The organism is Streptomyces sp. NPDC048018, assembly GCF_043202995.1.
GTDB lineage: Bacteria > Actinomycetota > Actinomycetes > Streptomycetales > Streptomycetaceae > Streptomyces.
Genome location: NZ_JBIDBK010000003.1, coordinates 734,843 through 760,388, shown reverse-complemented (window position 1 = coordinate 760,388; position 25,546 = coordinate 734,843). Strand labels below are relative to the sequence as shown.

At 73.0% G+C, this 25,546-nt stretch carries 24 protein-coding genes; 13 read left to right on the top strand and 11 right to left on the bottom strand.

The annotated features are described in order from the left end of the window. Nucleotides 1-128: 128 nt before the first annotated feature. Both ACGF1Z_RS14595 and ACGF1Z_RS14590 read right to left on the bottom strand, forming a co-directional pair. Entirely contained in the window at nucleotides 129-1,508 is a 1,380-nt protein-coding gene (locus ACGF1Z_RS14595) for an FAD-dependent oxidoreductase (RefSeq protein ID WP_393003659.1), read from the bottom strand. A gap of 284 nt (nucleotides 1,509-1,792) precedes the next feature. Continuing rightward, entirely contained in the window at nucleotides 1,793-2,449 is a 657-nt protein-coding gene (locus ACGF1Z_RS14590; protein ID WP_393003657.1) for a DUF305 domain-containing protein, read from the bottom strand. Nucleotides 2,450-2,616: 167 nt separating this feature from the next. Here ACGF1Z_RS14590 and ACGF1Z_RS14585 point away from each other — a divergent pair, with 167 nt between their 5' ends. Further along, nucleotides 2,617-4,176, top strand: a complete 1,560-nt coding sequence (locus ACGF1Z_RS14585) for an LVIVD repeat-containing protein (RefSeq protein WP_393003655.1) — start codon at nucleotides 2,617-2,619, stop codon at nucleotides 4,174-4,176. Here the strand turns inward: ACGF1Z_RS14585 and ACGF1Z_RS14580 are convergent. The 4 genes from ACGF1Z_RS14580 to ACGF1Z_RS14565 form a co-directional block, all read right to left on the bottom strand. Next, nucleotides 4,113-4,835 carry a TetR/AcrR family transcriptional regulator gene (locus ACGF1Z_RS14580; RefSeq protein ID WP_393003653.1) on the bottom strand — a complete coding sequence of 241 codons (723 nt, stop codon included), beginning with the start codon at nucleotides 4,833-4,835 and terminating at the stop codon, nucleotides 4,113-4,115. The two genes, ACGF1Z_RS14585 and ACGF1Z_RS14580, sit on opposite strands and share 64 nt — an antisense overlap. A 129-nt stretch (nucleotides 4,836-4,964) precedes the next feature. Then, nucleotides 4,965-5,639: a phosphatase PAP2 family protein gene (locus tag ACGF1Z_RS14575; protein WP_393003651.1), complete on the bottom strand. Its 675-nt coding sequence runs from the start codon at nucleotides 5,637-5,639 to the stop codon at nucleotides 4,965-4,967. A 121-nt stretch (nucleotides 5,640-5,760) separates the two neighbouring features. Beyond that, nucleotides 5,761-6,699, bottom strand: coding sequence for a M56 family metallopeptidase (locus tag ACGF1Z_RS14570; RefSeq protein WP_393003649.1), 939 nt, complete (start codon nucleotides 6,697-6,699; stop codon nucleotides 5,761-5,763). A gap of 91 nt (nucleotides 6,700-6,790) precedes the next feature. Then, entirely contained in the window at nucleotides 6,791-7,369 is a 579-nt protein-coding gene (locus ACGF1Z_RS14565) for a DUF5134 domain-containing protein (protein ID WP_393003647.1), read from the bottom strand. Between the two features lie 173 nt (nucleotides 7,370-7,542). Between ACGF1Z_RS14565 and ACGF1Z_RS14560 the strand changes: the two genes are divergently transcribed. Further along, the gene (locus tag ACGF1Z_RS14560) at nucleotides 7,543-8,094 is read left to right on the top strand and encodes a GNAT family N-acetyltransferase (RefSeq protein WP_393003645.1); all 552 of its coding nucleotides are present in this window, start codon (nucleotides 7,543-7,545) and stop codon (nucleotides 8,092-8,094) included. Nucleotides 8,095-8,214: 120 nt separating this feature from the next. Here the strand turns inward: ACGF1Z_RS14560 and ACGF1Z_RS14555 are convergent, their stop codons facing one another. Further along, nucleotides 8,215-8,898 (bottom strand): glycerophosphodiester phosphodiesterase, encoded by a 684-nt coding sequence (locus tag ACGF1Z_RS14555; protein ID WP_393003643.1) that lies wholly within the window; start codon nucleotides 8,896-8,898, stop codon nucleotides 8,215-8,217. Between the two features lie 257 nt (nucleotides 8,899-9,155). Between ACGF1Z_RS14555 and ACGF1Z_RS14550 the strand changes: the two genes are divergently transcribed. Genes ACGF1Z_RS14550 through ACGF1Z_RS14540 form a run of 3 tightly spaced genes read left to right on the top strand, consistent with a single transcriptional unit; the run spans nucleotide 9,156 to nucleotide 12,453 of the window. After that, a complete protein-coding gene (locus ACGF1Z_RS14550) occupies nucleotides 9,156-10,562 on the top strand; it encodes a DUF6421 family protein (RefSeq protein WP_393003641.1) in 1,407 nt (468 codons plus the stop codon). A 53-nt stretch (nucleotides 10,563-10,615) separates the two neighbouring features. After that, nucleotides 10,616-11,377, top strand: a complete 762-nt coding sequence (locus ACGF1Z_RS14545) for an SDR family NAD(P)-dependent oxidoreductase (RefSeq protein ID WP_393003639.1) — start codon at nucleotides 10,616-10,618, stop codon at nucleotides 11,375-11,377. Next, nucleotides 11,374-12,453, top strand: coding sequence for a threonine aldolase family protein (locus ACGF1Z_RS14540; RefSeq protein ID WP_393004185.1), 1,080 nt, complete (start codon nucleotides 11,374-11,376; stop codon nucleotides 12,451-12,453). The genes ACGF1Z_RS14545 and ACGF1Z_RS14540 overlap by 4 nt, the downstream gene beginning before the upstream one ends. Before the next feature lie 237 nt (nucleotides 12,454-12,690). Here ACGF1Z_RS14540 and ACGF1Z_RS14535 read toward each other — a convergent pair whose 3' ends face one another. Then, the gene (locus tag ACGF1Z_RS14535; protein ID WP_393003637.1) at nucleotides 12,691-13,416 is read right to left on the bottom strand and encodes a lysophospholipid acyltransferase family protein; all 726 of its coding nucleotides are present in this window, start codon (nucleotides 13,414-13,416) and stop codon (nucleotides 12,691-12,693) included. Between the two features lie 224 nt (nucleotides 13,417-13,640). Between ACGF1Z_RS14535 and ACGF1Z_RS14530 the strand changes: the two genes are divergently transcribed. The 6 genes from ACGF1Z_RS14530 to ACGF1Z_RS14505 all read left to right on the top strand — a co-directional run bounded on the left by ACGF1Z_RS14530 (nucleotide 13,641) and on the right by ACGF1Z_RS14505 (nucleotide 20,104). Then, on the top strand, nucleotides 13,641-13,952 hold the full coding sequence (locus tag ACGF1Z_RS14530; protein ID WP_393003635.1) for a TlpA family protein disulfide reductase: 312 nt from the start codon (nucleotides 13,641-13,643) through the stop codon (nucleotides 13,950-13,952). A gap of 221 nt (nucleotides 13,953-14,173) precedes the next feature. Beyond that, the gene (locus tag ACGF1Z_RS14525) at nucleotides 14,174-14,716 is read left to right on the top strand and encodes a flavin reductase family protein (RefSeq protein ID WP_376631435.1); all 543 of its coding nucleotides are present in this window, start codon (nucleotides 14,174-14,176) and stop codon (nucleotides 14,714-14,716) included. A gap of 200 nt (nucleotides 14,717-14,916) precedes the next feature. Continuing rightward, complete coding sequence (locus tag ACGF1Z_RS14520; RefSeq protein ID WP_393003633.1) at nucleotides 14,917-15,702, top strand: electron transfer flavoprotein subunit beta/FixA family protein; 786 nt, start codon at nucleotides 14,917-14,919, stop codon at nucleotides 15,700-15,702. Between the two features lie 66 nt (nucleotides 15,703-15,768). Then, complete coding sequence (locus tag ACGF1Z_RS14515; RefSeq protein ID WP_393003631.1) at nucleotides 15,769-16,731, top strand: electron transfer flavoprotein subunit alpha/FixB family protein; 963 nt, start codon at nucleotides 15,769-15,771, stop codon at nucleotides 16,729-16,731. Nucleotides 16,732-16,893: 162 nt separating this feature from the next. After that, nucleotides 16,894-18,183, top strand: a complete 1,290-nt coding sequence (locus ACGF1Z_RS14510; protein WP_393003629.1) for a DUF6986 family protein — start codon at nucleotides 16,894-16,896, stop codon at nucleotides 18,181-18,183. Nucleotides 18,184-18,262: 79 nt separating this feature from the next. Then, a complete protein-coding gene (locus ACGF1Z_RS14505; RefSeq protein WP_393003627.1) occupies nucleotides 18,263-20,104 on the top strand; it encodes a protein kinase in 1,842 nt (613 codons plus the stop codon). 348 nt (nucleotides 20,105-20,452) lie between these two features. On the opposite strand, the gene ACGF1Z_RS14500 is transcribed toward ACGF1Z_RS14505, so the two are convergent. After that, nucleotides 20,453-21,484, bottom strand: a complete 1,032-nt coding sequence (locus ACGF1Z_RS14500; RefSeq protein WP_393003625.1) for a LacI family DNA-binding transcriptional regulator — start codon at nucleotides 21,482-21,484, stop codon at nucleotides 20,453-20,455. A gap of 145 nt (nucleotides 21,485-21,629) precedes the next feature. On the opposite strand from ACGF1Z_RS14500, the gene ACGF1Z_RS14495 reads away from it, so the two are divergent. Beyond that, nucleotides 21,630-22,559, top strand: coding sequence for an ROK family protein (locus tag ACGF1Z_RS14495; RefSeq protein ID WP_393003623.1), 930 nt, complete (start codon nucleotides 21,630-21,632; stop codon nucleotides 22,557-22,559). A gap of 248 nt (nucleotides 22,560-22,807) precedes the next feature. On the opposite strand, the gene ACGF1Z_RS14490 is transcribed toward ACGF1Z_RS14495, so the two are convergent. After that, nucleotides 22,808-22,987 (bottom strand): hypothetical protein, encoded by a 180-nt coding sequence (locus ACGF1Z_RS14490; RefSeq protein ID WP_393003621.1) that lies wholly within the window; start codon nucleotides 22,985-22,987, stop codon nucleotides 22,808-22,810. Nucleotides 22,988-23,161: 174 nt separating this feature from the next. Between ACGF1Z_RS14490 and ACGF1Z_RS14485 the strand changes: the two genes are divergently transcribed. Beyond that, entirely contained in the window at nucleotides 23,162-24,274 is a 1,113-nt protein-coding gene (locus ACGF1Z_RS14485; protein ID WP_393003619.1) for an NUDIX domain-containing protein, read from the top strand. A gap of 561 nt (nucleotides 24,275-24,835) precedes the next feature. Here ACGF1Z_RS14485 and ACGF1Z_RS14480 read toward each other — a convergent pair. After that, complete coding sequence (locus ACGF1Z_RS14480) at nucleotides 24,836-25,534, bottom strand: MBL fold metallo-hydrolase (protein WP_393003617.1); 699 nt, start codon at nucleotides 25,532-25,534, stop codon at nucleotides 24,836-24,838. Between the last annotated feature and the right edge of the window lie 12 nt (nucleotides 25,535-25,546).

Here is a 25,546-nt window from a genome sequence, read left to right as displayed (position 1 = left end):
CGTCCAGGGCGGCGACGCCGGCCCGGGCGAACTTCTCTCCCGCCCTGTCGTCCGTCGTGGTGCCGCGACCGGCTGCGGCCGGTCCGCCCGCCGGTCCCTCCCCGCGCCCTGCCCGGTCGACCCCCGAGTCATCCGATCGGCTGACCCGCCGCCGTCCAAGCCACCCGCGCCGCCTCGCGGAGCCCCGCCCAGTCGGGGATCTTCACCGGTCCGCGGCCCAGCGAGCCGCCCAGGGCCGCCTCCGCGCGTTCGATCATCTGCCAGCCCGTCCAGGGCACCGGCGCGTGTCCGAGGGCGCGCAGCGCGGCGAGCGGGTCGGGCGCGATGTCGCGGCCCGTGAGGGCTGCCGCGTCGGCCAGGAGGGACGCGGCGGTCTCCTTGGCGCAGGGCCGGTTGGTGCCGATCACACCGGTGGGGCCGCGCTTGATCCAGCCCGCCACGTACTCGCCCGGCGACGGCGTCCCGTCCCGGAGCACCCGGCCGGCCGCGTGCGGGACCGTGCCGGGCGCCGGGTCGAAGGGGAGTCCCGGCAGCGGTACGCCCTGGTAGCCGACCGCCCGCAGCACGAGGCCGGCGCGGATCTCCTCGTGGAGCCCGGTGCCCCGTACCCCACCGCTCCCGTCGGGCTCGGTGCGCTCGAAGCGCACGCCGGCGACCCGGCCGTCCGCGTCCCCGAGGATCTCCACGGGCCGCAGGAAGAACCGCAGCCGCACCGATCGCGTGGCCGGCGCGGCCAGGGCGGCGCCCGCCGACCAGCTCCGTACGACGTCGAGGTTGCGCCGGTTCACGGCCGGGAGGCCGGAAGGGTCGTCGTACGCGGGGTCGAGCGCGAGATCGGTACGGTCGACCAGGATCCGGGTGTCCGGGAGCGTGCCGAGCTCGCGCAGCTCCTTGGTGGTGAACCGGGCCTGCGCGGGCCCGCGGCGCGCCACCATGTGCACGTCGCGCACCCCGCTCGCGCCCAGCGCCCGCAGTGCGCCCTCCGGGATGTCGGTCGGGCGCAGCTCCTCCGGCCGCCGGACCAGGAGCCGGGTCACGTCGACGGCCACGTTGCCCGCCCCGACGACCACGGCGCCGGGCCGGTCCAGGCCGAAATCGTCCTGGACGGCGTCCGGATGGGCGCTGTACCAGGAGACGAACTCCGTCGCCGAGAAGCTGCCGCGCAGCTCCTCTCCCGGCACCCCGAGCCGCCGGTCGCGCGCGGCGCCCACGCAGTACACGACCGCGTGGTAGAGCTGCAGGAGCCGGGCCGGAGTGAGCCCGTGCGCCCCCACCTCCACGTCGCCGAGGAAGCGGATCCGCTCGTCCTCCAGGACCGTGCGCAGACTCCCCTGGAGCGACTTGATCTTCTCGTGGTCCGGCGCGACCCCGTACCGCACGAGCCCGTACGGGCACGGCAGCCGGTCCAGCACGTCCACCCGTACGTCGGGCACGGCGCTCTGCCCGACCAGGGCCTGGGCCGTGTAGACCCCGCTGGGGCCGGAACCGACGACGGCGACACGGAACACGCACGCACCCCTTCCCGCCGGGAGACCTCCAGCATGGCACCGGCGGGGCCGGCGGGGGAGGGGGCGTGCGCCGGGACCGGGAGGGGGCACGTCGGGCATTCCGGCCCAGGCCTGGCACGCCGTACGCCGCTTCCCGCCGTGCACCCGCAACCCGCGAGCCCGCATCTCGCGCACCCGCCACCATGCCGCGTACGCGCCGTACGCGCCCCGGCGCGGCAGACCACCTCCTCGGCCGGACGCGCCCTCGTCTCACGTCGGTCCCGGGCGGTCCCGGCCGTCCCGTCCTACAGCGCCCGCATCCGGTTGATCTCCGCCGTCTGCTGGGCGATGACGTCGTTGGCCATCTCCTCCACCAGGACGTTGTTGCCCTGGCCGAGGGCCTCCGACGCCATGGTCACCGCCCCCTGGTGGTGGATGATCATCAACTTCAGGAAGAGCGTGTCGAAGGCCTTGCCCCTGGCGGCCCTCAGCTCGGCGAGCTGGGCCTCGGTGGCCATGCCGGGCATGCCGTGGTGGTCGTGGCCGGCCGTCGGGCGCGGACCGCCGTTGCTCTTCAGCCAGCCCTGCATCGCGCCGATCTCCGGGCCCTGCGCCGCCGCGATCCGGGCCGCGACCGCCTTCACCTGGGGGGAGGCGGCCCGCTGCGGGGCGAGGGCGGTCATCGTGAGCGCCTGGCGGTGGTGCTCGATCATCATCTGGACGTAGCGGTAGTCGGATCCGTTCGGTCTCTCGTCGGGCATCAGCCGGGCCGCCTCCTCGGGCGAGACGCGTCTCGCGGGCTCGCCGGGCCTGCCCGGGGCCACGATGGCCGGACCGCTCGCGGCTCCCGCCCCGGGGGCCGCGCCGCCCGTGTCCGAGCCCGACTCGCAGGCCCCCAGCGCCAGTACGGCGGAGACGGTCAGCAGGGCGGCGAGGACGCGGCGTTCGGGGCGGTTCAACAAGGCTTTCTCCACAGGCACTTGAGCAACTCCGGTCCCTCGGGTGTCGGCGACTTTTCGGAGAATCTTCATGACGTGTGTGTTGCCATCTGTTGAGATGCGCACGCCAAGGAAGATACTGCCGAGGTCCATCCGTCGTTCAGCTGTGAACGGAATCCAGAGAGGACGGAGTGACTTCGTTGCGTACCACGAGTACCCCGCGTGCACGGATCAGAGGCCTGGGTGTGGCAACCGCCGCGGTCGGCCTGCTGATCGGAATGCTCGCCGCCGGACCTGCGGCCGCCACACCCGACCCGGGCGACGCCTCGGTGCAGGGCACCGTCAGCGCGGAGCAGGCGGCGCAAGCCCGCGCCGCGATCGCGAGCGGTGAGATACCCGGCGTGGACGAGATCGTCCACAGCCCGAACATCGAACACCTCGTCAACATCCCCAAGGACGCACTCAAGGGAACCAACTCCGACCTGGCCTTCCAGGGCAGGTACGCCTTCGCGGGCAACTACGACGGCTTCCGGATCTTCGACATCAGCGACCCCCGGGCGCCGAAGACGGTCACCCAGGTGCTGTGCCCCGGCTCCCAGAACGACGTGTCCGTCTCCGGGAACCTCCTGTTCCTCTCCACCGACTCCTCCCGCAGCGACGACTCGTGCGCCAGCGTTCCCCAGCCGGCCTCGGTCAAGTCGTCCTGGGAGGGCATGAAGATCTTCGACATCAGCGACGTCGCCAACCCGAGGTACGTCGCCGCCGTCGAGACCAACTGCGGCTCCCACACCCACACTCTGGTGCCCAAGCGCAAGGACGTGTACGTCTACGTCTCCTCGTACTCGCCGAGCGCCTCCTTCCCCGACTGCCAGCCGCCGCACGACGGCATCTCGGTCATCAAGGTGCCGCGCGACGCGCCGGAACAGGCCAAGGTCGTCGGCTTCCCCGTCCTGTTCCCGGGCAGCGGCCCGGACGGCGGCGGCAACCCCGGCGCGCCCACCAACCCCGGTGTCTCCAAGACCACCGGCTGCCACGACATCACCGTGCTCCCCGGCGAGGACCTCGCCGCCGGCGCCTGCATGGGCGACGGCATCCTGTTCGACATCAAGGACCCCGAGCGCCCCCGGGTGATCGACCAGGTCCAGGACAACGTCAACTTCGCCTTCTGGCACTCCGCGACCTTCAACCAGAAGGCCGACAAGGTCGTCTTCACCGACGAGCTCGGCGGCGGCGGCGCGGCCACCTGCAACGAGGCCGTCGGCCCGAACCGCGGCGCGGACGGCATCTACGACATCGTCGGCAAGGGAGACAAGCGCAGGCTGGTCTTCCGCAGCTACTTCAAGATCCCCCGACACCAGGCCGACACCGAGAACTGCGTCGCCCACAACGGCTCGCTGATCCCGGTCAGGGGCAAGGACATCATGGTGCAGGCCTGGTACCAGGGCGGCGTGTCCGTCTGGGACTTCACCGACTCCCGGCGGCCGAAGGAGATCGCGTACTTCGAGCGCGGCCCGATCTCCGCGACCACCCTCGTCGGCGGCGGTTCCTGGTCCGCCTACTACTACAACGGGCACATCTTCTCGAACGACCTCGTCAAGGGCTTCGACGTCCTGAAGCTCACCGACAAGCGCACCGACAAGGCCGCCCGGATCCGGATGGACGAGCTCAACGTCCAGACGCAGCCGGACTACTTCGACGACTTCGACCGCGCCGGTGGCTCCCGGTCCGGTGGCGAGGACGCCGACGACTGAGCCGGCACCCGGACCGCCCGGTCCGGTAACGGCCTACCGAGTTCCGGTGTGCCGCCGGGCGGACCCCCGTCCGGCGGCACACCCAGCTCCCAGCCGAGTCCGTACCGCTGGAACAGCTCGGCCCGCAGCCGGGCCTTCGGCATCGGCGCCCCCGGGAGCAGCTGCGCGAACACCGCGCCCATCAGCAGGGCCCGCAGCAGCGGATAGTCGCGGGACACGTCGGTGGAGCCGTAGCGCTCCACGGTGTCCCGCAGCAGGGCGGCGAGCCGCTGTTGCTCGGGGCACTGCACGAAGCCCTCGGCCTGGAGGATGCCGGCCATGTGCGTCCGCATGAGGACGGGCCGCTGCTCGGCCAGCCCGAGGACCGCGTCGACCGCCCGCGCCAGCCGCTCCCGGCCGTCCTCGGTGCGCGGCTCGCGCTCCAGCGCCTCCTCCAGCGTCAGGTGCATCAGCCGGTGCACGGCGGACTGCAGCAACTGCCGTTTGCCGGGGAAGTAGTACGAGATCAGCCCGCGAGCCGAACCGGCCCGCTCGGCGATGTCCCCGAGCGTCGTGGCCTCGTACCCCCGCTCGGTCACGAGCTCCACCGTGGCGGCCAGAATCCGCTCACGCGAGCGTCTCCGAAGCTCTTCATTGACCGATGCGCTACGCGGGGACATGCTGGACTCCTGCGTTGACTGGCTCGCAGCCAATATACTCAGCGCGTCCTGCCGTCGTGCCCTCGTGGCCGGAGGCGGGACATGCCGTCTGTTCTGGGCGACGCGGGGGATCGTCCAGAACAGGCGGCTTCATCGTGTTCCTCCCATTCTGCCTCCGGCGGGCGCGTCGCCCTGATCCGTTCCGCCGGCGCCGAAGCGCCGGTACGTGACGATCGCCACGGCCACGCAGCACCAGCCGAGCAGCCAGCCCGCGAGCACGTCCGAGAGCCAGTGGACGCCCAGGTAGACCCGGGTCCAGCCGACCCCGGCGACCGACACCGCGGCCACCCCGGCGAGCGTGCCCCAGCCGCGCCAGGACGCTCGCCAGTGCAGCGCGAGGACCCACAGCAGGAGGCCGCAGGTGACCGTGGCCGCCATCGCGTGACCGGAGGGGAAGGCCGCGTACGGGGCCGTGTCGACGGGGTCGGGCCAGCGCGGCCGCTCCCGCCCCACGACGGCCTTCAGGCCCTGCTGGAGGCCCCAGGCGACGAGGGTGGTGACGGCGACCCACAGGGCGAGGCGCCGCTCGCGCCGCCACCAGAGCACCACCACGGCTGCCGTGGCGAGTGCGCGCATGGTGAACGGGTCCCAGACCCAGTCGGTCAGGATCCGGTTCAGGTGGGTGAAGCCGGGTTCGGCGACCGCGCTGCGGTGCAGCGCGTCGGCGACGTCCCGGTCGAAGGACAGCAACGGCGCCCAGCCCACGGCGACCAGGACGAGCAGGAGCACGGTCAGGGCGCCGGACACGACGGCGGAGATGCGCATGGGTCGATCCTGCCCGACGCGCATGCCGTGCCGGGTGCCAGGGCCCCGCGTCGCGTCCCTGGGCCCTGTCGTCGGACTCCCGCCTGCCCCGCGGGCAACGACGGGAGTGTGACGACGGGACCTAGGGGAGTGCGGCCAGCGCCGGGACGAAGGCCACGAGGACCGGGATCACCGGGACCAGGGACGCCGCGGCCGTCAGGCGCAGCCGGCGTCCGGGGCTGAGCCGGGGCGCGGCGGTGAGCAGCCGGTTCACCCGCTGCGGGAGATCGGCGTCGGGGGCCGGGCCGGGGCCGAAGACCCCGCGGTCCTCGTTGAGGTCGACCAGGGCGAGTGCCACGGTCATCCGTCCGAAGCGGCGCGAGGCCACGTCGTCCGCCGCCAGTTCCACCAGCCGGTGCATCTCGCCGCGGAAGGCCGCGAAGACGGGCACGCCCGGGAATCCGCCCGCGAGCGCCTCCCCGCAGTGCAGCAGCCAGTCGTGCCTGGCCCGGGCGTGTCCCTGTTCGTGGGCGAGCACCGCGTCGAGCCGGCGGCCCTTGAGCCGGCGCAGTGCGGCCGTGGTGACGACCAGGCGGGGCGTCCCGCCGGGCAGCCACCAGGCGTCGGCGCGCTCGCCTTCCAGGACCACGAGACGCTCGCTGCCGGAGATCTCCTCGCCCGGCAACAGCGGAGCCCGTTCCAGGAGTTCGCAGCGGCGCTGTTTGCGGCGCGCCCGTGCCTGGCCGATCTCCCGGCCCAGCATCGCCCCGGACCACAGGCCGCCCGCCGCGAGGAGGACGGCGAGGACGGCCGACCACGGCCGATTGGCGCCCAGCTCGTAGGCCTCGATCACCGCGCGCGGCGCGGACGCGAAGACGTGGCCCCGTACCGCCTGCCAGGCCGCCGCCGCACTGAACGTCATCGACAGCGCGAAGCTCAGCAGGACCGTCGCCACGACGCACTGCCACACCCACAGCGCCACCACGGGTTCCCGCTCCGCCCAGTCGGCTCGCGGCAGGAGCCGCGGAGCCACGACGGCGGTCAGGACGCCGAGCGCGAGCAGCGCGAGGGAGACCAACATGCGGCCACCCTATGAGTGCGGTACCAGCCCGGGGTATGGCCTTGCGGATCAAGTGACGTACGCCACGGTTTGATCCCACCGCACGGGCACCTCAGAGAGTGAGCAGCATCGCCAGCATCGCGAGCGCCATGGACAGCCGGCAGGCCAGCGTCAGCTCGGGGCCCGAGGCCGCGGCGCGCGGCGCGTCGGCCGGGCCCGCCGGGGCGGCCACCGGCACCAGCCGGGCACCCGACCGCAGCACGTACACCCCGTAGTAGGCGAGCAGTGCCCCGGTCAGCACGGGTATGCCGCCGGTGCCGGCCATGCCGCCGTGCCCCGCGCCGTGTGCCCCGTGCGCGCCGGGTGCGGCGGACATCGCCACCGCCATGTAGACCATCGCCAGCGATCCGACCAGATGGTGCAGATGGTGCCCGCCGTGCCGTACGGCGTACCCGAGCGCCTGCAGCGCGGCGAGGCCGAACACCCCCGCGTACAGGGTCCAGCTCCACCTCGGCTCGGTGAGCGCCGCAGCGGGCAGCGCCATCACGGCCATCCCGAAACCCATCACGGCCTCACTGCCGGCCGCGGTGCGCTCCGCACCGGTGCTGTCCCGCATGCGCAGCAGGCAGTACGCCCCGCTCGCCGCGCACAGCACCACCAGCAGCCACCCGGACAGAGCCGGTCCGTGCACGCGGCACACCCCCTCCTCGCGATCCCGACGCGGAGTGCATGCCCGGGCCGCCCCGCGACCACGCGAGCATCTGGGCGCGCACGGGTGTACGAGGGGGGAGTGTGGGGAGCGCGTTAGGCTCGTGCCCGATCGCGCCCGTCGATCGCCAGCGCCCGAGGGGAGACCCGCACACCATGGACACCGCCGCGACCCAGCAGACCGGCCGGATCACCTACCGCGACGCCGTCCTGGACGACGTCCCGGCGCTCGTCCCGCTCGTCGAGTCGGCCTACCGCGGCGACTCCAGCCGGGTCGGCTGGACCACCGAGGCGGACATCCTGCAGGGCCGGCGCACGGACGCGGAGGGCGTGGCGGCGGTCATCACCGCGCCGGGCAGCCGGCTGATGGCGGTGGAGCTCGACGGCACGCTCGTCGCCTGCTGCCAGCTGGAACACCGCGACGAGGCCGCCTACTTCGGCATGTTCGCCGTCAGCCCGGAGCTCCAGGGTGCGGGCCTCGGCCGCCAGATCATCACCGAGGCCGAGCGCCGGGTGCGGGAGCTGTGGGGCGTGCGCGAGATGCACATGACGGTCATCTCGGTGCGCGAGGAGCTCATCGCCTGGTACGAGCGCCGCGGCTACCGCCGTACGGGCCGGATGACGCCCTTCCCGTACGGTGACGAGCGCTTCGGCGTGCCGCAGCGCGACGACCTGGAGTTCGAGCTCCTGGTCAAGGAACTCACCTGAGCGGACGTCCGCCGTCCCGGCCGGCGCGGCCGCAGACCCGGCTGCCCCGACCGCGCGGACGAGGTGGCGCCCGCTCGCGGGCCGGCCATACGGTCTGGCCGCGCTGACCGGGCGTACGGGTCAGGCCGTGAAGCGTCCCGTGCGGCGGATCTCCGGCCGGTCCGTGGTCGCCCCGTCGAGGCCGAGGGCCCGGACGAGCCGCAGATCGTCCTGGGTGTTCACCACCCAGCCGATCACCCGCAGACCCGCCTCGTGCGCCTGCTCGACGGTGGCCTGGGTGAGGTGCCGGATGTTCAGGACGAGCGTGGCGGCGCCGACGGCCAGCGCGCGTTCCACCACGTCGGACTGACGGTTGTCGGCGACGAGCGCGGTGCGCACCTCCGGCACCAGGTCCCGGATCTCGGCGAGCGCCCCGTCGTGGAAGGAGAGCACCTCCACCCGGTCGGTCAGATCGCGTGAGCCGATCACCTCGGCCAGCGCGCGGGCCGCGGCGACGTCCTTGATCTCTGCCTGGATCGGGGCCCGCACCGCCGCCAGGACCTCCTCGAAGACCGGGACCCGCTCCCCTTCGCCCGCGTCGAGCTCGCGGAGCTCCGCGAGCGTCTTGCTCGAGATCGGCCCGCTGCCGTCCGTCGTGCGGTCCACGTCGGCGTCGTGCATGACGACGAGCGCGCCGTCCCTGCTGAGGTGGAGGTCGAGTTCGATGGCGTCCATGCCGGCCTGCTCGGCACGGACGAAGGAGCGCAGGGTGTTCTCGGGCGCGACGCCCATGACTCCGCGATGACCGATGGTGAGGAAACTCAAGATCTTCTCGCTTCCGTCGGGGTCCGGTCCGGCTCCGCGGGGCCAGGACGCGGCTCGTGGCGCAGCCTAGTAGCTGGGGACGGAACGGGAAGCTGCCGCGCGGAACACCGTATTTCTCGGCCTCAAACCCCACCTTGCAGGAAATTCAGCGGTCGCATGGGGGGTGTCACAGGAGATTTTCTCCTCGCCCCCTTGTGGGAGAGATCCAGCCATGATTACGTGGTGCTGACGCAAGGTTCTCCTGTGAAGGAAGAGGCATGACGGAAATTCTTGTGCAGGACGTGACCGGTGGGGGGATATCCGCCGACGCTCCGGTGATCGCCCACCCTGCCTGGCCCGAGCTCAAGAATGCCGTGGAGGAGCTCCGCCCCTGGCAGAGCGCGGACGGCTCCATCGACTTCGCGGCCGAGGGCGCCCCGGCCCGGGCCCACGCCGAGCGGACCGTCGAGCGCATCGTCGCCGCGGTCGAGCAGCTCTCCCCGCTGCTCCCGCACGACGCCGACTACCACCGCGCGCTCGTCGCCGACCTGCGCAAGTGGGCGCAGGTCGGCTTCGAGGTCCCGGACTTCCTGGACGCGCTGCTGGCCTTCCAGCCGGCGGCGAACCGCCAGGACGGGCTCCAGCACCTGGTCGTCTTCCCGATGTACACCCAGAACGGCAACCCCGACCGCAATCTCGAAGCGGTCGTGCTGCGCATGGTGTGGCCCGAGTGGCTCTCCGAGCTGGAGGCCACCCGCTACGACAACCCGCTGTTCTGCGGCATCACCTTCGAGGACTTCACCGCCGGCTACGACACCAACTCGGCCGTCCTCTTCCCGGAGACCATCGCCGTCCGCGAGGCCCCAGAGCGCTTCAGCTGGGGCGGCATCTTCTGCGACCGCGAGGCCGCCCGCTTCCGCAAGGTCACCGAGGCCGCCGTCGACACCCTCGGCATCGAGCTGCCCGAGGACATCGCCGCGATGGTCGACGACCAGGACCGCTGCGAGAAGGCCTTCGTCCTGTGGGACATGGTCCACGACCGCACCCACAGCCACGGCGACCTGCCGTTCGACCCGTTCATGATCAAGCAGCGCCAGCCGTTCTGGATGTACGGCCTGGAGGAGCTGCGCTGCGACCTCACCGCCTTCAAGGAGGCCGTGAAGCTCGAGGCCGAGGGCAACGAGCACGGTCGTGACGTGCAGTACGCGGTGCTCTTCGACCGCATGTTCCGCTTCCCGCTCTCCGGCGACCGCAACCGCAACTACGACGGTCTCGGCGGCCAGCTGCTCTTCGCGTACCTGCACAAGCACGACGTGATCCGCTGGACCGACAACAAGCTGAAGATCGACTGGAAGCGCGCTCCGGAGATCACCAACCAGCTCTGCGCCGAGATCGAGACGCTCTACCGCGACGGCATCGACCGTCCGAAGCTCGTGCACTGGTTCAAGGCCTACGAGCTCGTCTCCACCTACCTGGCCCCGCACCCGGGCTCCACGTGGGCGAAGGGCCCTGACGCCCTGGACCTCACGCTTCCGCCGCGCAAGCTCGTGGACGACGTGCTTCCGGACGAGTTTCCGCTGAGCATGTTCTATGAGGCCCTTGCGAAGAAGCTCAAGGCCGTGATCGCCTCCACCAAGGGCATCACCGCCGCCGGCGCCGTGCGGGCCGAGCAGGCCGCCGCGTGACCGACACGGCAGAGGTGAACCAGGCGGCACAGGCGACAGAGCGGGAGGCGACCATGATCGGTAACGGTAACGGCGGAGCCCTGGACGGAGCCGTCATCGCGGTCGCGGGCGCGGCCGGCCCGGCCGGCCGGGCCACCCTCCTGCGCCTGGCCGAGGCGGGCGCGACCGTCGTCGCCTCCGACGCCGATCCGGCGCGCCTCGTGGAGGCCGTGGACGCGGCCCGCTACGCCCACGGCGGCGCCACGGTCACCGGCGACACCGTCGACCTCCTGGACCTGGACGCCACCAAGGAGTGGGCCGCGAAGACCGAGAAGGAGTTCGGCCGGATCGACGGCCTGGTCCACCTCGTCGGCGGCTGGCGCGGCAGCAGCTCCTTCGTCGAGACCGACCTCAAGGACTGGAACTTCCTGGAGAAGCTCCTGATCCGCACGGTCCAGCACACCTCGCTCGCCTTCCACGACGGGCTGCTGCGCAGCGGCGGCCGCGGCCGCTACGCGCTGATCAGCCAGGTCGGCGCGCACAAGCCGCAGGCCAACAACGCCGCGTACAACGCCGGCAAGGCGGCGGCCGAGGCGTGGACGCTCGCCATGGCGGACTCGTTCCGCAAGCTGGGGGGCGACGACGGGCCGCAGGCGGCGGCTGCGATCCTGGTGATCAAGGCACTGGTGCACGACGCCATGCGCGCCGAGCGCCCGAATGCGAAGTTCGCGGGCTTCACCGACGTCAAGGAACTGGCCGACGCCGTCGCCGGACTCTGGGACCGGCCCGCACAGGAAGTGAATGGACAGCGCCTGTGGCTGACCCCCAAGCCGTGACCTCGGCCCTGGGCCCCGTGACCGACGCCCGTCGTCACCACGACCCGTCGGTCCGGGGCTTCGCCAGCGACAACTACGCCGGCGCGCACCCCGAGGTCCTCGCGGCCATCGCCCTCGCCAACGGCGGCCACCAGGTCGCCTACGGCGAGGACCAGTACACCGAGCACCTCCAGCGCATCATGCACAGCCACTTCGGCCCCTCGGCCGAGGCCTTCCCGGTCTTCAACGGGACGGGGGCGAACGTGACCGCGCTCCAGGCGCTCACCGACCGCTGGGGCGCGGTGATCTGCGCCGAGAGCGCCCACATCAACGTGGACGAGGGCGGCGCACCCGAACGCATGGGCGGCCTCAAGCTGCTCACCGTGCCCACCCCGGACGGCAAGCTCACCCCCGAGCTGATCGACCGGCAGGCCTGGGGCTGGGAGGACGAGCACCGGGCGATGCCGCAGGTCGTCTCGATCACCCAGAACACGGAGCTCGGCACGGTTTACACGGTCGACGAGATCCGGGCCATCGTGGAGCACGCGCATTCCAAGGGCATGAAGGTGCACCTCGACGGCGCCCGCATAGCCAACGCGGCCGCGTCGCTCGACGTGCCGATGCGCGCGTTCACCAACGCGGTCGGCGTCGACGTCATCTCGTACGGCGGCACCAAGAACGGCATGCTCTTCGGCGAGGCCGTGGTCGTCCTCAATCCGGACGCGGTCAGCCACATGAAGCACCTGCGCAAGCTGTCCATGCAGCTCGCGTCCAAGATGCGCTTCGTTTCGGTGCAGCTGGAGGCGCTGCTCGCCAAGGACCTGTGGCTGCGCAACGCGCGGCACGCCAACGCGATGGCCCAGCGCCTCGCGGCCGGTGTGCGGGGCGTGGACGGGGTGGAGATCCTCTACCCGGTCCAGGCGAACGCCGTCTTCGCGCGGCTGCCGCACGAGGTCAGCCGCCGTCTCCAGGAGCGTTTCCGCTTCTACTTCTGGGACGAGACGGCCGGCGACGTGCGCTGGATGTGCTCCTTCGACACCAAGGAGGACGACGTCGACGCCTTCCTCCAGGCGCTGAAGGAAGAGATGGCGCGCTAGCCACCGGCTCTGCATGAAGGTGCGGCCGGACGGAGTTGCATCGACTCCCGTCCGGCCGCATTCCCATGCTCCGAAAGCGCGCACTCCCCGGTCCACGGCCTCGTCGCCGTGAAGCTGCCACGACGCTGCTCGCCGGGGTGCCGAGGAGGGGGGGACCGGGGTGCGGATCACCGCCCGCGACCCGTGTGACATCCGGAGAGACGTTTCGTCGCCCGGGGGTCCTGGCGTCCCGGGCGCCTACTGCTCCCGGGCCTTGACCTCTTCGGGCGTCGGCGCCGTGCCCCCGAGGTGCGCGGGCACCCACCAGGTGTCGCTCGCGTCCTTGGGGCGCACGGGGTACGCGCGCTGGGCGGCCTCCAGGAGCTCCTGGACCCGCTCGCGCAGCCGCCGGGTGATCGCCCCCGCGAACTGGTCCGCCGGCGCCTCCACCGGCTCGCCGACCCGGATGGTGACCGGGATGTGGCTGCGCCCGAAGTTGCGCGGCCTGCCCTTGGTCCAGATCCGCTGGGTGCCCCACAGCGCCATCGGGATCAGCGGCACCCCGGCCTCCTGGGCCAGCCGGGCGGCGCCCGACTTGAAGCTCTTGAGGGTGAAGGACTGCGAGATGGTCGCCTCGGGGAAGACGCCGACGAGTTCGCCCGACCGCAGCGCCTTCAGCGCGTGCTCGTAGGCGTGCTCGCCCTGGGCCCGGTCCACCGGGATGTGCTTCATCGCGCGCATCAGCGGGCCGGACACCTTGTGCCGGAAGACCGAGTCCTTCGCCATGAAGCGCACCAGGCGCTTCTGCGGCAGTGCGGCCAGCCCGGTGAAGATGAAGTCCAGATAGCTGATGTGGTTGCTCACGATCACCGCCCCGCCCTCGCGGGGGATGTTGTGCGAACCCTGAGTGTCGATCTTCAGGTCCAGCGCCTTGAACATGGTCCTGGCGGCGCCGATGACCGGCCGATAGACGAGCTCTGCCATCTGGGTGGAACCCCTTCGTCTCTGCCTGGGGAGGGTTCTCCCGGCGAAGTTACGCGGCCGTAGGTTTTCGGCTTTGGGCAGATCGTGCCCCATGTGGGGGCTCGTGACCAGTCCTGACGGCTTCGTACGGGGAGATTCTCGTCACTCCCGGTGTTCGTGGCGGGAATCGAACGGTGTCGTGGGACGCTGCACCCCGTATGGACGTACGCGAGGAGGCAGTGGGCATGACCGAGGTCCTGGGTGCGGCGGCGCTGGGCGCCGAGCTGGGGGAACGGGCCACCCTGGTCCAGTTCTCCACCGCCTTCTGCCAGCCCTGCCGGGCCACCCGCAGGACCCTCGCCGAGGTGGCCGCCATGGTCGAGGGCGTCGGGCACGTCGAGATCGACGCCGAGGAGCGGCTGGATCTGGTCCGTGCACTCGGGATCGTGCGTACGCCCACGGTGCTCGTCCTCGACCGGGCCGGCCGGATCGTCCGCCGGGCGTCGGGACAGCCGCGCAGGGCCGACGTCATCGCGGCGCTCGGACGGGCGGTCTGACCCGGTGCGCCCTACGGTCCCTGACGCGGTGACACATCTCCCACATCCCGGTACGCACTTGACTGCACACGTCAACGATCGTCAGTCTGGCGTAGTGCCCTCAGAACTCCTTCTCTTCGGCCGGGCCCACGTGGACCTGGCCCGCAACGCGAGCGCGCGCTGTCCGGGTGTCTGACGAACCCGACGCCCACCTCCCGCCGCCACCGCAGAAGGACAACTCCATGACGGTCTCGCCCGAGCTCCGTACGCTCACGACGATTCCCTCCCTCCCCTCCGTCGGCGCACCCCGGCCCGGCTCTCCCGATCTGCTCCGCTCGGTCTTCCGGCAGCACGCCGCCGGCGTCGCGGTCGTCACCGCGCACGGGGACCGGCCGGTCGGCTTCACCGCCACCTCGCTCAACTCCGTCGCCGCCGATCCGCCGCTGATCTCCTTCGGCGTGGGCACCGGATCCTCCAGCTGGCCCGTGGTGGCCGAGGCCGAGCACATCGGTGTGCACATACTCGGCGAGCACCAGCAGGAGCTGGCCGCCACGTTCGCCCGCAGCGGCACCGACCGCTTCGCCGCCCCCACCCGCTGGAGCCGGGGCCCGGAGGGCGTGCCCGTACTCGACGGCGTCCTCGCCTGGCTCGTGTGCCGGGTGGTGGCCCGTGTGCCGGCCGGTGACCACCGCATCGTCATCGCGCAGGTCGTCGCGGGCGACCCGGACGGCGTGGGCCGTCCACTGCTGTACCACCAGGGACGCTTCAACGCGCTGCGCGACTGAGAGTTCCCGTACGCGCCCCTCAGGGGGGCGTTGGCAAGGTCACACGGCTGAGCGCTTGCTCACTCGTAACGAACTGGGTGTACTGACGAGTAATATTTCGGTCGGGGCGTCCGACGCCCCGACCGGAAACCCGCCCTTCAGGCGCCTATGCTGCGAGCAACACCGCAGCCCAGTTATGACGATGCAGTAGGAGAGCCGGCGTGAGCTTGAGGATCGTTGTCTGTGTGAAGTACGTGCCGGACGCCACTGGCGACCGGAAGTTCGCCGATGACCTGACGGTCGACCGCGACGACGTCGACGGCCTCCTTTCGGAGCTCGACGAGTACGCGGTCGAGCAGGCCCTGCAGATCGCCGAAGAGGCGGACGACGCCGAGGTCACCGTCATCACCGTCGGCCCCGAGGACGCCAAGGACGCCCTGCGCAAGGCGCTGTCCATGGGCGCCGACAAGGCCGTCCACGTCGAGGACGACGACCTGCACGGCACCGACGTGATGGGCACCTCGCTGGTGCTCGCCAAGGCCATCGAGAAGACCGGCTACGACGTCGTCATCGCCGGTATGGCCTCCACCGACGGCACCATGGGTGTCCTCCCGGCGATCCTGGCCGAGCGCCTGGGCGTCCCGCAGGTCACGCTGCTCTCCGAGGTCAAGATCGAGGACGGTGTCGTGACCGGCCGCCGTGACGGCGACTCCGCCTCGGAGCAGCTGGAGGCGTCCCTCCCCGCCGTCGTCTCCGTGACGGACCAGTCGGGCGAGGCCCGCTACCCGTCCTTCAAGGGCATCATGGCCGCCAAGAAGAAGCCGGTGGAGTCCCTGGACCTGTCGGACCTCGACCTCGAGGCCGAGCAGGTCGGCCTGGAGGGCGCCTGGACCAAGGTCGAGTCGGCCGCCGAGCGTCCCGCGCGCACCAAGGGCACGATCGTGACGAACGAGGGCGAGGGCGGCAAGCAGCTCGCCGAGTTCCTCGCGAGCCAGAAGTTCATCTAAGGGCTCGCGCGAACCGCGCCGTCCCCTCAGGCCGTCCCCGTTTCTTCCGCAGGAGATTGAAGTCCCATGGCTGAGATTCTCGTCTACGTCGACCACGTCGACGGAGCCGTTCGCAAGCCCACCCTGGAGCTGCTGACCCTCGCCCGCCGCATCGGCGAGCCGGTCGCCGTCGCGCTGGGCAAGGGTGCCGGCGACACCGCCGCCGTCCTCGGCGAGCACGGCGCCACCCGCGTCCTGACCGCCGACGCCCCCGAGTTCGCCGACTTCCTGGTCGTCCCGAAGGTGGACGCGCTCCAGGCCGCGTACGAGGCCGTCTCCCCGGCCGCCGTCCTGGTGCCGTCCTCCGCCGAGGGCAAGGAGGTCGCCGCGCGCCTCGCCGTCCGCATCGGCTCCGGCATCATCACCGACGCCGTGGACCTGGAGGCCGGTGACGAGGGCCCGGTCGCGACGCAGTCCGCGTTCGCCGCCTCCTTCACCACCAAGTCCCGCGTCTCCAAGGGCACCCCGGTCATCACGGTCAAGCCGAACTCGGCCCCCGTGGAGGCCGCCCCGGCCGCGGGCGCCGTCGAGGCCCTCGCGGTCTCCTTCGGCGAGCTGGCCACCGGCACCAAGGTGACCGCCCGCACCCCGCGCGAGTCGACAGGCCGCCCCGAGCTGACCGAGGCCGCGATCGTGGTCTCCGGTGGCCGCGGTGTCAACGGTGCCGAGAACTTCGCGGTCATCGAGGCGCTCGCCGACTCGCTCGGTGCCGCCGTCGGCGCCTCCCGCGCCGCCGTCGACGCCGGCTGGTACCCGCACTCCAACCAGGTCGGCCAGACCGGCAAGTCGGTCTCGCCGCAGCTGTACATCGCCTCCGGCATCTCCGGTGCGATCCAGCACCGTGCGGGTATGCAGACCTCGAAGACCATCGTCGCCATCAACAAGGACGCCGAGGCCCCGATCTTCGACCTCGTCGACTACGGCGTGGTGGGCGACCTCTTCGACGTCGTCCCGCAGCTGACCGACGAGATCACGTCCCGCAAGGGCTGATCTGCGGATTTCGCCGGCCCGGGGGCCGCGTGGTGATCTTCACCGCGCGGCCCCCGGCCGTTTCGGCCGGCCGTGGACACCCATTGACGCAAGCGGAGCCTGGCTACTAACTTCGCCATACGGATTGTTGATTCCGTGCAGCGGAAAACAGGAGGATCTGGGATGGGTCAGCAGGAGAAGGTGTCGACGAGCCTCGCGGGCACGGTCAGCGAGGGCATCAGCGCCTCCCTCGCCACCGTGGACGCCGAGCTGGACCGTCGTTACCCGGGAGACCCCGGCACCCGCCAGCCCGTCCACACCGTCTACGTACCCGGCGACGTCTTCGACGCCGGCACCATCCGCTCCTGGGGCGACCAGGCGCTCGCCGCCCTCGACGAGCACGCCCCCGACGCCGCCACCTTCGCGGCCGTCCTCGGCCTCTCCGACGACCTCGCCGAGGACGTCTACGGCCGCGTCCGCGCCAAGCTGGAGCGCGAGCCGATCGAGGACCTGCGCGTCGACTTCGAGGACGGCTACGCCGGCACGGACGAGGACCACGACGCGGCCCGCGCCGCCCGGATCATCACCGAGGCCCACGCGGACCTCGGCGCCGCCCCGTACATGGGCATCCGCATGAAGTGCATGGAGGCCGCCGTACGCGACCGCGGCATCCGCACCACCGACGTCTTCCTCACCGGTCTGATGGAGCACGGCGGCCTGCCCGACGGCCTCGTCCTCACCCTCCCCAAGGTCACCTACCCCGAGCAGGTCACCGCCTTCGTCCGCCTCCTCGAAGCCTTCGAGAAGGCCCACGGCCTCGACGAGGGCCGCCTCGGCTTCGAGATCCAGATCGAGACCAGCCAGGCCATCCTCGCCTCCGACGGCACGGCGACGGTCGCCCGCATGATCGGCGCCGCCGAGGGCCGCGCCACCGGCCTCCACTACGGCACCTTCGACTACAGCGCCTGCCTCGGCGTCTCCGCCGCCTACCAGGCCAGCGACCACCCCGCCGCCGACCACGCCAAGGCGATCATGCAGGTCGCCGCCGCCGGCACCGGCGTACGGGTCTCCGACGGCTCCACCAACGTCCTCCCGGTCGGCTCCACCGCCCACGTCCACGAGGCCTGGAGGCTCCACTACGGCCTCACCCGGCGCGCCCTCTCCCGCGCCTACTACCAGGGCTGGGACATGCACCCCGGCCACATCCCCACCCGCTACGCCGCCGTCTTCGCCTTCTACCGCGAGGGCTTCCAGGCCGCGGCCAAGCGCCTCTCCGCCTACGCCAACCACGCCGGCGGCGACGTCATGGACGAGCCCGCCACCGCCAAGGCGCTCTCCTCGTACCTGCTCCGCGGCATCGACTGCGGCGCCCTCGACACCGCCGAGGTCGACGCACTGACCGGCCTCGGCCGCGCGGACCTCGACCGCTTCGCCGCCCCGCGGCGCGGCGACCTCACGGTGACCGCCCAGTAGCCCCACGGCTCCCACGGGCCGTTCCCGGTGCCCCGTACTCTGTACGCGTCCAACGCAGCCGACAGGGAACGGGGCATCGGTGTCATCGGGGGAGTACGAGCGGCTGGCCGGCCGCTATCGACTGGTGCGGCAGCTCGGGCGCGGCGGCATGGGGGTCGTCTGGCGCGCCGTCGACGAGGTCCTCGGCCGCGAGGTGGCCGTCAAGGAACTGCGCGCCTACAACGACGCGTCGGGTCCCGAACTGGAGGGCCTGCGGCTGCGGATGCAGCGCGAGGCCAGGGCCGCGGCCCGGGTCCGGCACCCGGGAGTCGTCGCCGTCCACGACGTGACCGACCATCAGGGCCGCCCCGTCATCGTCATGGAGCTCGTCGACGGGCCCTCGCTCGACGGCGTGCTCGGCGAGCGCGGCACCCTCGACCCGCGGGAGGCGGCGGGAATCGGCGCCGCCGTCCTGGAAGCGCTCGCCGCCGCGCACGACGCCGGTGTGCTCCACCGCGACGTGAAGCCCGGCAACATCCTGCTCGACCGGTCCGGGCGCGTCGTCCTCACCGACTTCGGCATCGCGGCGATGGACGACCCGGGCGACGGCTCGGACACCCACCTGACCCGCAGCGGCGAGATCGTCGGCTCGCTCGACTACCTCGCCCCCGAGCGCGCCCAGGGCCACCAGCCCGGCCCCGCCTCGGACGTCTGGGCGCTGGGCGCCACCCTCTACGCGACCGTCGAGGGCAGCTCGCCCTTCCGCCGCACCTCCACGTGGCAGACCTTCAACGCCATCGTCGTCGAGCCCCTGCCCGAACCGCGCCGCGCGGGCCCCCTTGCCCCGGTACTCCGTCTGCTCCTGGACAAGGACCCGGCCCGGCGCCCCGACGCGCGCACGGCGGCCCGACTGCTGACGGCCGTGGCGGAGGGGCGCGACGAGACGGCCGCGGCGGTGCCGGAGCCGGGCCGGGTGGATGTGCCGCAGACCGGCCAGGCCCCCGTCGCGTCCGCTCGACCGAACGCCACGCCCCGGCCGTGGGCGCCGACGGAGCTCGACGCCGTTCCGCACGGCCCGCAGGGGTTCGGTCCGGCCGTACCGCCGGCGCCGCAGCCCGTCGGGCACCCGGTGCCGGGGCCGGGAACGGTTCCGCTGTCCGCCGGGTCCGGCGGCCACGGCGGACCGTCCGCACCGACCCGGGCGTCCGGCGCGCACGGCGGGACGGGGCGCCGGCGCTCCGGTGCGCTGGTCGCCGCCGCGGTCGCCGCCGTCCTCCTGGCCGGCGGTGGCGTGACGTACGCCCTGCTCGACCGGGACGGCGGCGCGGAACAGGGGCAGTCGGCCGACGGGCAGTCGCCGACGAGTCCGGGCGCCGACCCCGGGCGGGTGCTCGACCCGGGCGCCCCCGGCGGCCGGGAGACACCGGGCGGGAGCCCGTCCGCCTCCGCCGCCGCCGACAAGGACGACGCGAAGGAACCGGGGAGGCCCACCCCCTCGCCCTCGGAGCCGACGAAGGCGCCCGTGCCCGGCGGGGCAGCGGGCGGCACGACGACGGGGGGCGGCAGCGGCGGAGGCAGCGGCAGCGGGGGGAGTACGGGCGGCAGCACCGGCGACGGTACGGCCGCGACCGGCGGCGGTACGGCCCCCAGGCCACCGGCCGGCAGCTGCACCTCCCAGGGCGGCGGGAAGTACGAGTGCCAGGTGTGGCGGACGGAGAAGACGTACCGTCACGACGGCGGCGAGATGGGCATCCTGAACGCCGGCGCGAACTACTTCTACTGCCAGGTCGACCTGGGCCGTCGTGAGACGTACGGCAAGTGGACCAACATCTGGTGGGCCAGGACGGACGACGACAGCGGCAACACCAACGTGTACTTCAGCGTCGTCTACCTCAAGGGCGGCGACAACGACCAGCCCGTGCCCGGCCTGCCGGTCTGCTGACCGGCCGGGCAGCCGGGTCGGCGTGGGTCCGGGCCGGACCGACGTGGGACCGGGCGTCCGTAGGCGGGGCGTCCGGGACGGCGCGGGACCGGGCCGGCGTGGGTCCGGGCGTCCGCCGGTGGGGTGTCCGGGACGGTGTCGGGGTGGCGCGGCTGACGGGCGCCCGGTTGCCGGCCCGGCAGGACGCGGTCCGGACGCCCGCGGAACGACCGTTCCGCCCGCCGGTGCGAGGGCGGTCGGACCGGCCTCCGGCAGACCTTCGGTCGGACCGGCCCCGCGGGCCCAGGCCGGGGCCCGGGTCCGGGGCGGCATCTGCGCCGAGATCCCGGCCGGCGTCCGCGGCTTCCGTCACATGGCGGGCGGGATCTCGCCCGAGCCCCGCGCGATCAGCCGGGTCCCGAGCACGACCGTCGCCGGCGCCTCGTCGATCCCGTCGAGGCGCCGGAACAGGCGCTCCGCCGCCGTCCGTCCGAGCGCGGCCGCGTCCTGGGCGATGACCGTGATGCCCAGCAGGTCGGCGAGCTCGATGTCGTCGAAGCCGACCAGGGCCACCGGCCGTTCCCGGCCGGCGAGGGTCCGCACGGCGGTCACCGTCACGCGGTTGTTGCCCGCGAAGAGGGCCGTCACGGGCTCGGGCCCGGACAGCATCGCCCCGACCGCCTCCGCCACCCGCCCGGGGTCGGTCGGGCCGAGCGCCACCCACTCCTCGGCCACGTCCAGGCCCGCGTCCTCCATCGCGGTGCGGTAGCCGCGCAGGCGCTCCGTCGCCGTGTGGATGCGCGGCCGGTCACCGATGAAACCGATGCGGCGGTGGCCGTGCGCGATCAGGTGCGCCACCCCGGACCGCGCGCCGCCGAAGCTGTCCGAGAGCACGACGTCCGCGTCGATCCCGCCCGCCGGACGGTCGACGAACACGGTCGCGACGCCCGCCCGTATCTCCGGCTCCAGGTAACGGTGGTCACTGCCCGCCGGGATGACGATCAGGCCGTCCACGCGCCGCGCGCACAGCGCGAGCGCCAGCTCCTGCTCCCGGTCCGGGTCCTCGGCGCTGGAGCCGTTGATGAGCAGCGCCCCGTGCGCCCGGGCGACCTCCTCGACGGCGCGGCTGAGCGGACCGTAGAAGGGGTCGGCCAGATCCTCCAGGACCAGGCCCACCGAAGCCGTACGCCCCTTGCGCAGCACGCGCGCGCTGTCGTTGCGGCGGAAACCGAGCGCGTCGATGGACTCCTGGACCCTCCGCTCGGTGTCGGGCGTGACGCCCGGCTCGCCGTTGACGACCCGTGAGACGGTCTTGAGTCCGACGCCCGCCCGGGCGGCGACGTCCTTCATCGTGGGCCGATTGCCGTAACGATGTTCGGGGCGGCGGGCGATGTCGGCCACGGTGTGCGGATCCTCCGTCGGGTGTGCGCTCGCGCGCTCATGTGTGTATCGATCTCGTTGCTGTCGAGCATAGGCCCTGGACAACGTTGTCAGAGGGCGGAAGACTGTAGCTCACACACACTGTCCCCACAGAGACCCGGAGCCCATGCACACTGAGCTCGTCGTCGCCCTCGACATCGGCGGCACCAAGATCGCCGGAGCGCTGGTCGACGGCGGTGGCCGGATCCGGCTCCGCACCCAGCGGCCCACACCCGCGCGGGAGGACGGCGAGACGGTGATGGGGGCGGTGACGGCGGTCCTCGACGAGCTCGCCGGATCGCCGCTGTGGGCCTCGGCGGGTGCCGTCGGCATCGGCAGTGCCGGACCCGTCGACGCGGTGGCCGGCAGCGTCAGCCCGGTCAACGTGCCCGGCTGGCGCGACTTCCCGCTGGTCGAGCGGGTCCACCGGGCGAGCGGCGGACGGCCCGTCACGCTCGTCGGCGACGGCGTCGCCATGACGGCGGCCGAGCACTGGCAGGGTGCGGCGCGCGGCCACGACAACGCACTGTGTCTCGTCGTCTCCACCGGCGTCGGCGGCGGCCTCGTCCTGGACGGACGGGTCCATCCCGGTCCCACCGGCAACGCCGGTCACATCGGCCACATCAGCGTGGACCTCGACGGCGAGCCGTGCGCCTGCGGCGGGCGCGGCTGCGTCGAGCGGATCGCCAGCGGCCCGCACATCGCGCGTCGCGCCCTGGAGAACGGCTGGCGGCCCGGCCCCGACGGCGACACCTCCGCCGCCGCGGTGGCCGCCGCCGCCCGCGCCGGCGACCCGGTCGCCGTGGCGTCCTTCGAGCGCGCGGCCCAGGCCCTGGCCGCGGGGATCGCCGCGACCGCCACCCTCGTGGAGATCGACATCGCCGTCGTCGGCGGGGGAGTGGCGGGCGCCGGCGAGGTCCTCTTCGCGCCGCTGCGCCGCAGCCTCCGCTCGTACGCCACGCTCTCCTTCGTGCGGGACCTGCAGGTCGTCCCGGCGCGTACGGGCACGGACGCGGGGCTCCTGGGCGCGGCGGCCGCGGCGACGGCGCGGGCCTGAGGCCGCGCGCCGGGCACGTCGTGGTCGGGGCGCGGCGGGACCGAGGCCTGACCAGGACGGGCCCGGCGGTGCCGGTGCCGGTGCCGGTGCCCGGTCCCGCCGGGGGCCGGCCTGATGCCTCCGGCTGGTGTCCGGCATAGGCTGTCCGGTCCGCCGGTTCGTCGCCGGCCCGCCGCTGGTCCGCCGCTGGTCCGCCGATGGGCAGCGCCCGCCGGCCGACACCCGGGCCCCGCACTCGCGTCCGGCGCTCAGCCCGGCAGCGTGTCCGGCGTCCGCTGTTCCACGATGACCAGAAAGGCGTCGGCCGCCAGATCCATCACCACCCGCGCGGCGAGACCCTCTTCGCGCCGCGCATGGGCGAACTCCTCCGCGGGCAGGCTGCCGCGCGGGCCTCCCGCCGGAAACCACTCCAGAACCGTACGGTCCATCTCCGCACCCCCTCGTGCTCGCCGTTTCCAACGACGACGGCTCGGGATGTGTTACGCGCCGGGGGCGTGCCCCGGTTCCGCCGCCCGCTGCCGCGACCGGACCACTTCCGCCGGAGGGTTTCCGTGGCAGGGTGGTGCGGGCAGTCCACTGGGGGCAACCGAAGAGGGGGAATCGTGATCGTCTGGATCAACGGTGCGTTCGGCGCGGGGAAGTCCGGCACCGCGCGCGAGCTGGTCGATCTGATCCCGAACAGCACGCTGTACGACCCCGAGCTGGTCGGAGGCGCCGTCTGCCGGCTGCTTCCGCAGAAACGTCTCGCGGAGGTCACCGACTTCCAGGACCTGCCGGTCTGGCGCCGTCTGGTCGTGGACGCGGCCGCCGCGATGCTCGCCGAGGTCGGCGGGGTGCTGGTGGTCCCGATGACCCTGATCCGGCAGGACTACCGGGACGAGATGTTCGGCGCCCTCGCGGCCCGCAGGATCGAGGTGCGGCATGTCGTGCTCGCTCCCGATGAAACGATCCTGCGGGGCCGTATCGACAGCCGTGCCGCCTTCGCCGCCGAGGCGGAGGCGGGGGGCGGCGTGGCGGGTGAGGCCGGCTCCGAGGCGTACGCCGAGACCTCGGGGGAGTCCCCGGCGCAGGCGGCCGAACGCGTGCGCCGCTGGTGTCTCGACCACGTCGGCCCCTTCCGCGACGCGCTCGACGGCTGGCTGGCCGCGGACGCCTACGCCGTCGACAACTCGGCGCTCACGGCCGCCGAGACCGCCCGGGCGATCGCCGACGCCGTCGCCGCGGGCCACGCGGCGCCGTGCGGGATCGTCCAGACCCCCGAGCCCACCGGCGAGACCCTGGCCGCCGGCGTCCTGCTCTTCGACGAGCATGACCGCTTCCTGCTGGTCGACCCCACGTACAAGCCCGGCTGGGAGTTCCCCGGGGGCGTCGTCGAACCAGGCGAGGCGCCCGCCCGCGCCGGAATGCGCGAGGTCGCCGAGGAGATAGGGCTCGAACTCGACACCGTCCCCCGCCTTCTCCTGGTCGACTGGGAACGGCCCCAGCCTCCCGGCTACGGCGGCCTCCGCCTCCTCTTCGACGGCGGCCGACTCGCCACCGCCGACGCCGACCGCCTGCTCCTCCCGGGCGCCGAACTCCGCGCCTGGCGCTTCGTCACCGAGGAGGAGGCCGCCGACCTCCTGCCGCCGGTCCGCTACACCCGCCTCCGCTGGGCCCTCCGCGCCCGCGAACAGGGCACGGTGCTCAACCTGGAGGCCGGAGTGCCGGTCGGCTGACGCACGGCGCACCGGGGCGCCCGGCAGGCGGGGAGACGGCGAGGCCTGTGCCGCCGCGGTCCGGACCCCGCGGGGCGGTGCCGACCCGTGCCGGTTCCGGCTTGCCGCTGCCAGCTCGTGCCGCTGCTGTCCCGTGCCGGTGCCCTCCCGAGCCGCTGCCGTCCCGTGCCGGTGCCCTCCCAGCCCCGTTCCGGCTCGTGCCGCGACCCGTGCGGTCGCCCGTGGTGCCCGCGCCGGTCCCCCGCAAGGCCCGGCTCCGGGACCGGACCGGCCGAGAGATCAGGCTCCCCGGCCGGTCGGGCCGTCGGTCGCCAGGCGATCGCCCGGATCGTGTTCCAGCTGCCGAGGCCCCCCGTCGTGCGCGCACCGTCCGACGGGTCACCGTCGGAGTTCGTGCCGCCCGCGGAGAACATGAGCGTGCCGGTGCCCTCGCCGGTGGTGGCGCACAGATCCGCCACGCCGTCGCCGTTCGCGTCGCCGTCGCCGGCGAGGAGCGGCCGGTCGACGAGGTCGTGGCCTTCGGTCCGGGCCGGACACTCCGACCGCCGGCGACGTCCGGGCCTATACCGGGGCGGGTCCGAGCCGGGCGGCCGTGGCCAGTCGCTCCGCCGCGTCCTCCGTCACCGGCTCCCCGTGCCCGCAGCACAGCACCGACGGGCGCAGTGCGGCGAGGCGGCGCATGGAGGCAAGGGCCTCGGCGCGGTCGACGTGGAAGACGCCGAACATGACGTCCGGCACGGAGGCCACCGTGTCGCCCGTGAACAGGACGCCGTGGCGCGGGAGATGGACCGCGAGCGAACCGGGCGTGTGACCGGGGGTGTGCAGCGCCACCGCGCCGTCGCCGAAGCCGAGCTCGTCGCCGTCCGCGAGCTCGCGGTCCACCCGGGTCGGCGGCGCCTCGGGGGCGGTGAGCCCGTGCGCGTACAGCGGCTTCTCCCAGTCCAGCAGATCCGGTTCGGGGACAGGGAGTTCACCCCGGACGACGGGGGCGTCCACGGTGTGCGCCAGGATCTCCGCACCGAAGCGGTCGGCCAGTGCCCCGGCCGAGCCGACGTGGTCGCGGTGGCAGTGGGTGAGCACGATCCGGCGCAGGCGGGACGGGTCGAGGCCCGCGCCCCGCAGCGCCGTCGCGATCTCGTCGGCGGCGCCCGGCCAGCCCGCGTCGACCAGGGTCAGCTCCGCGTCGTCGCGCCACACGTAGGCCTGGCCGACGGAGAAGCGGAGCATGTGGAGCCGGGGAGCGATCTCTACGAGGTCCATGCGGCGAACGTA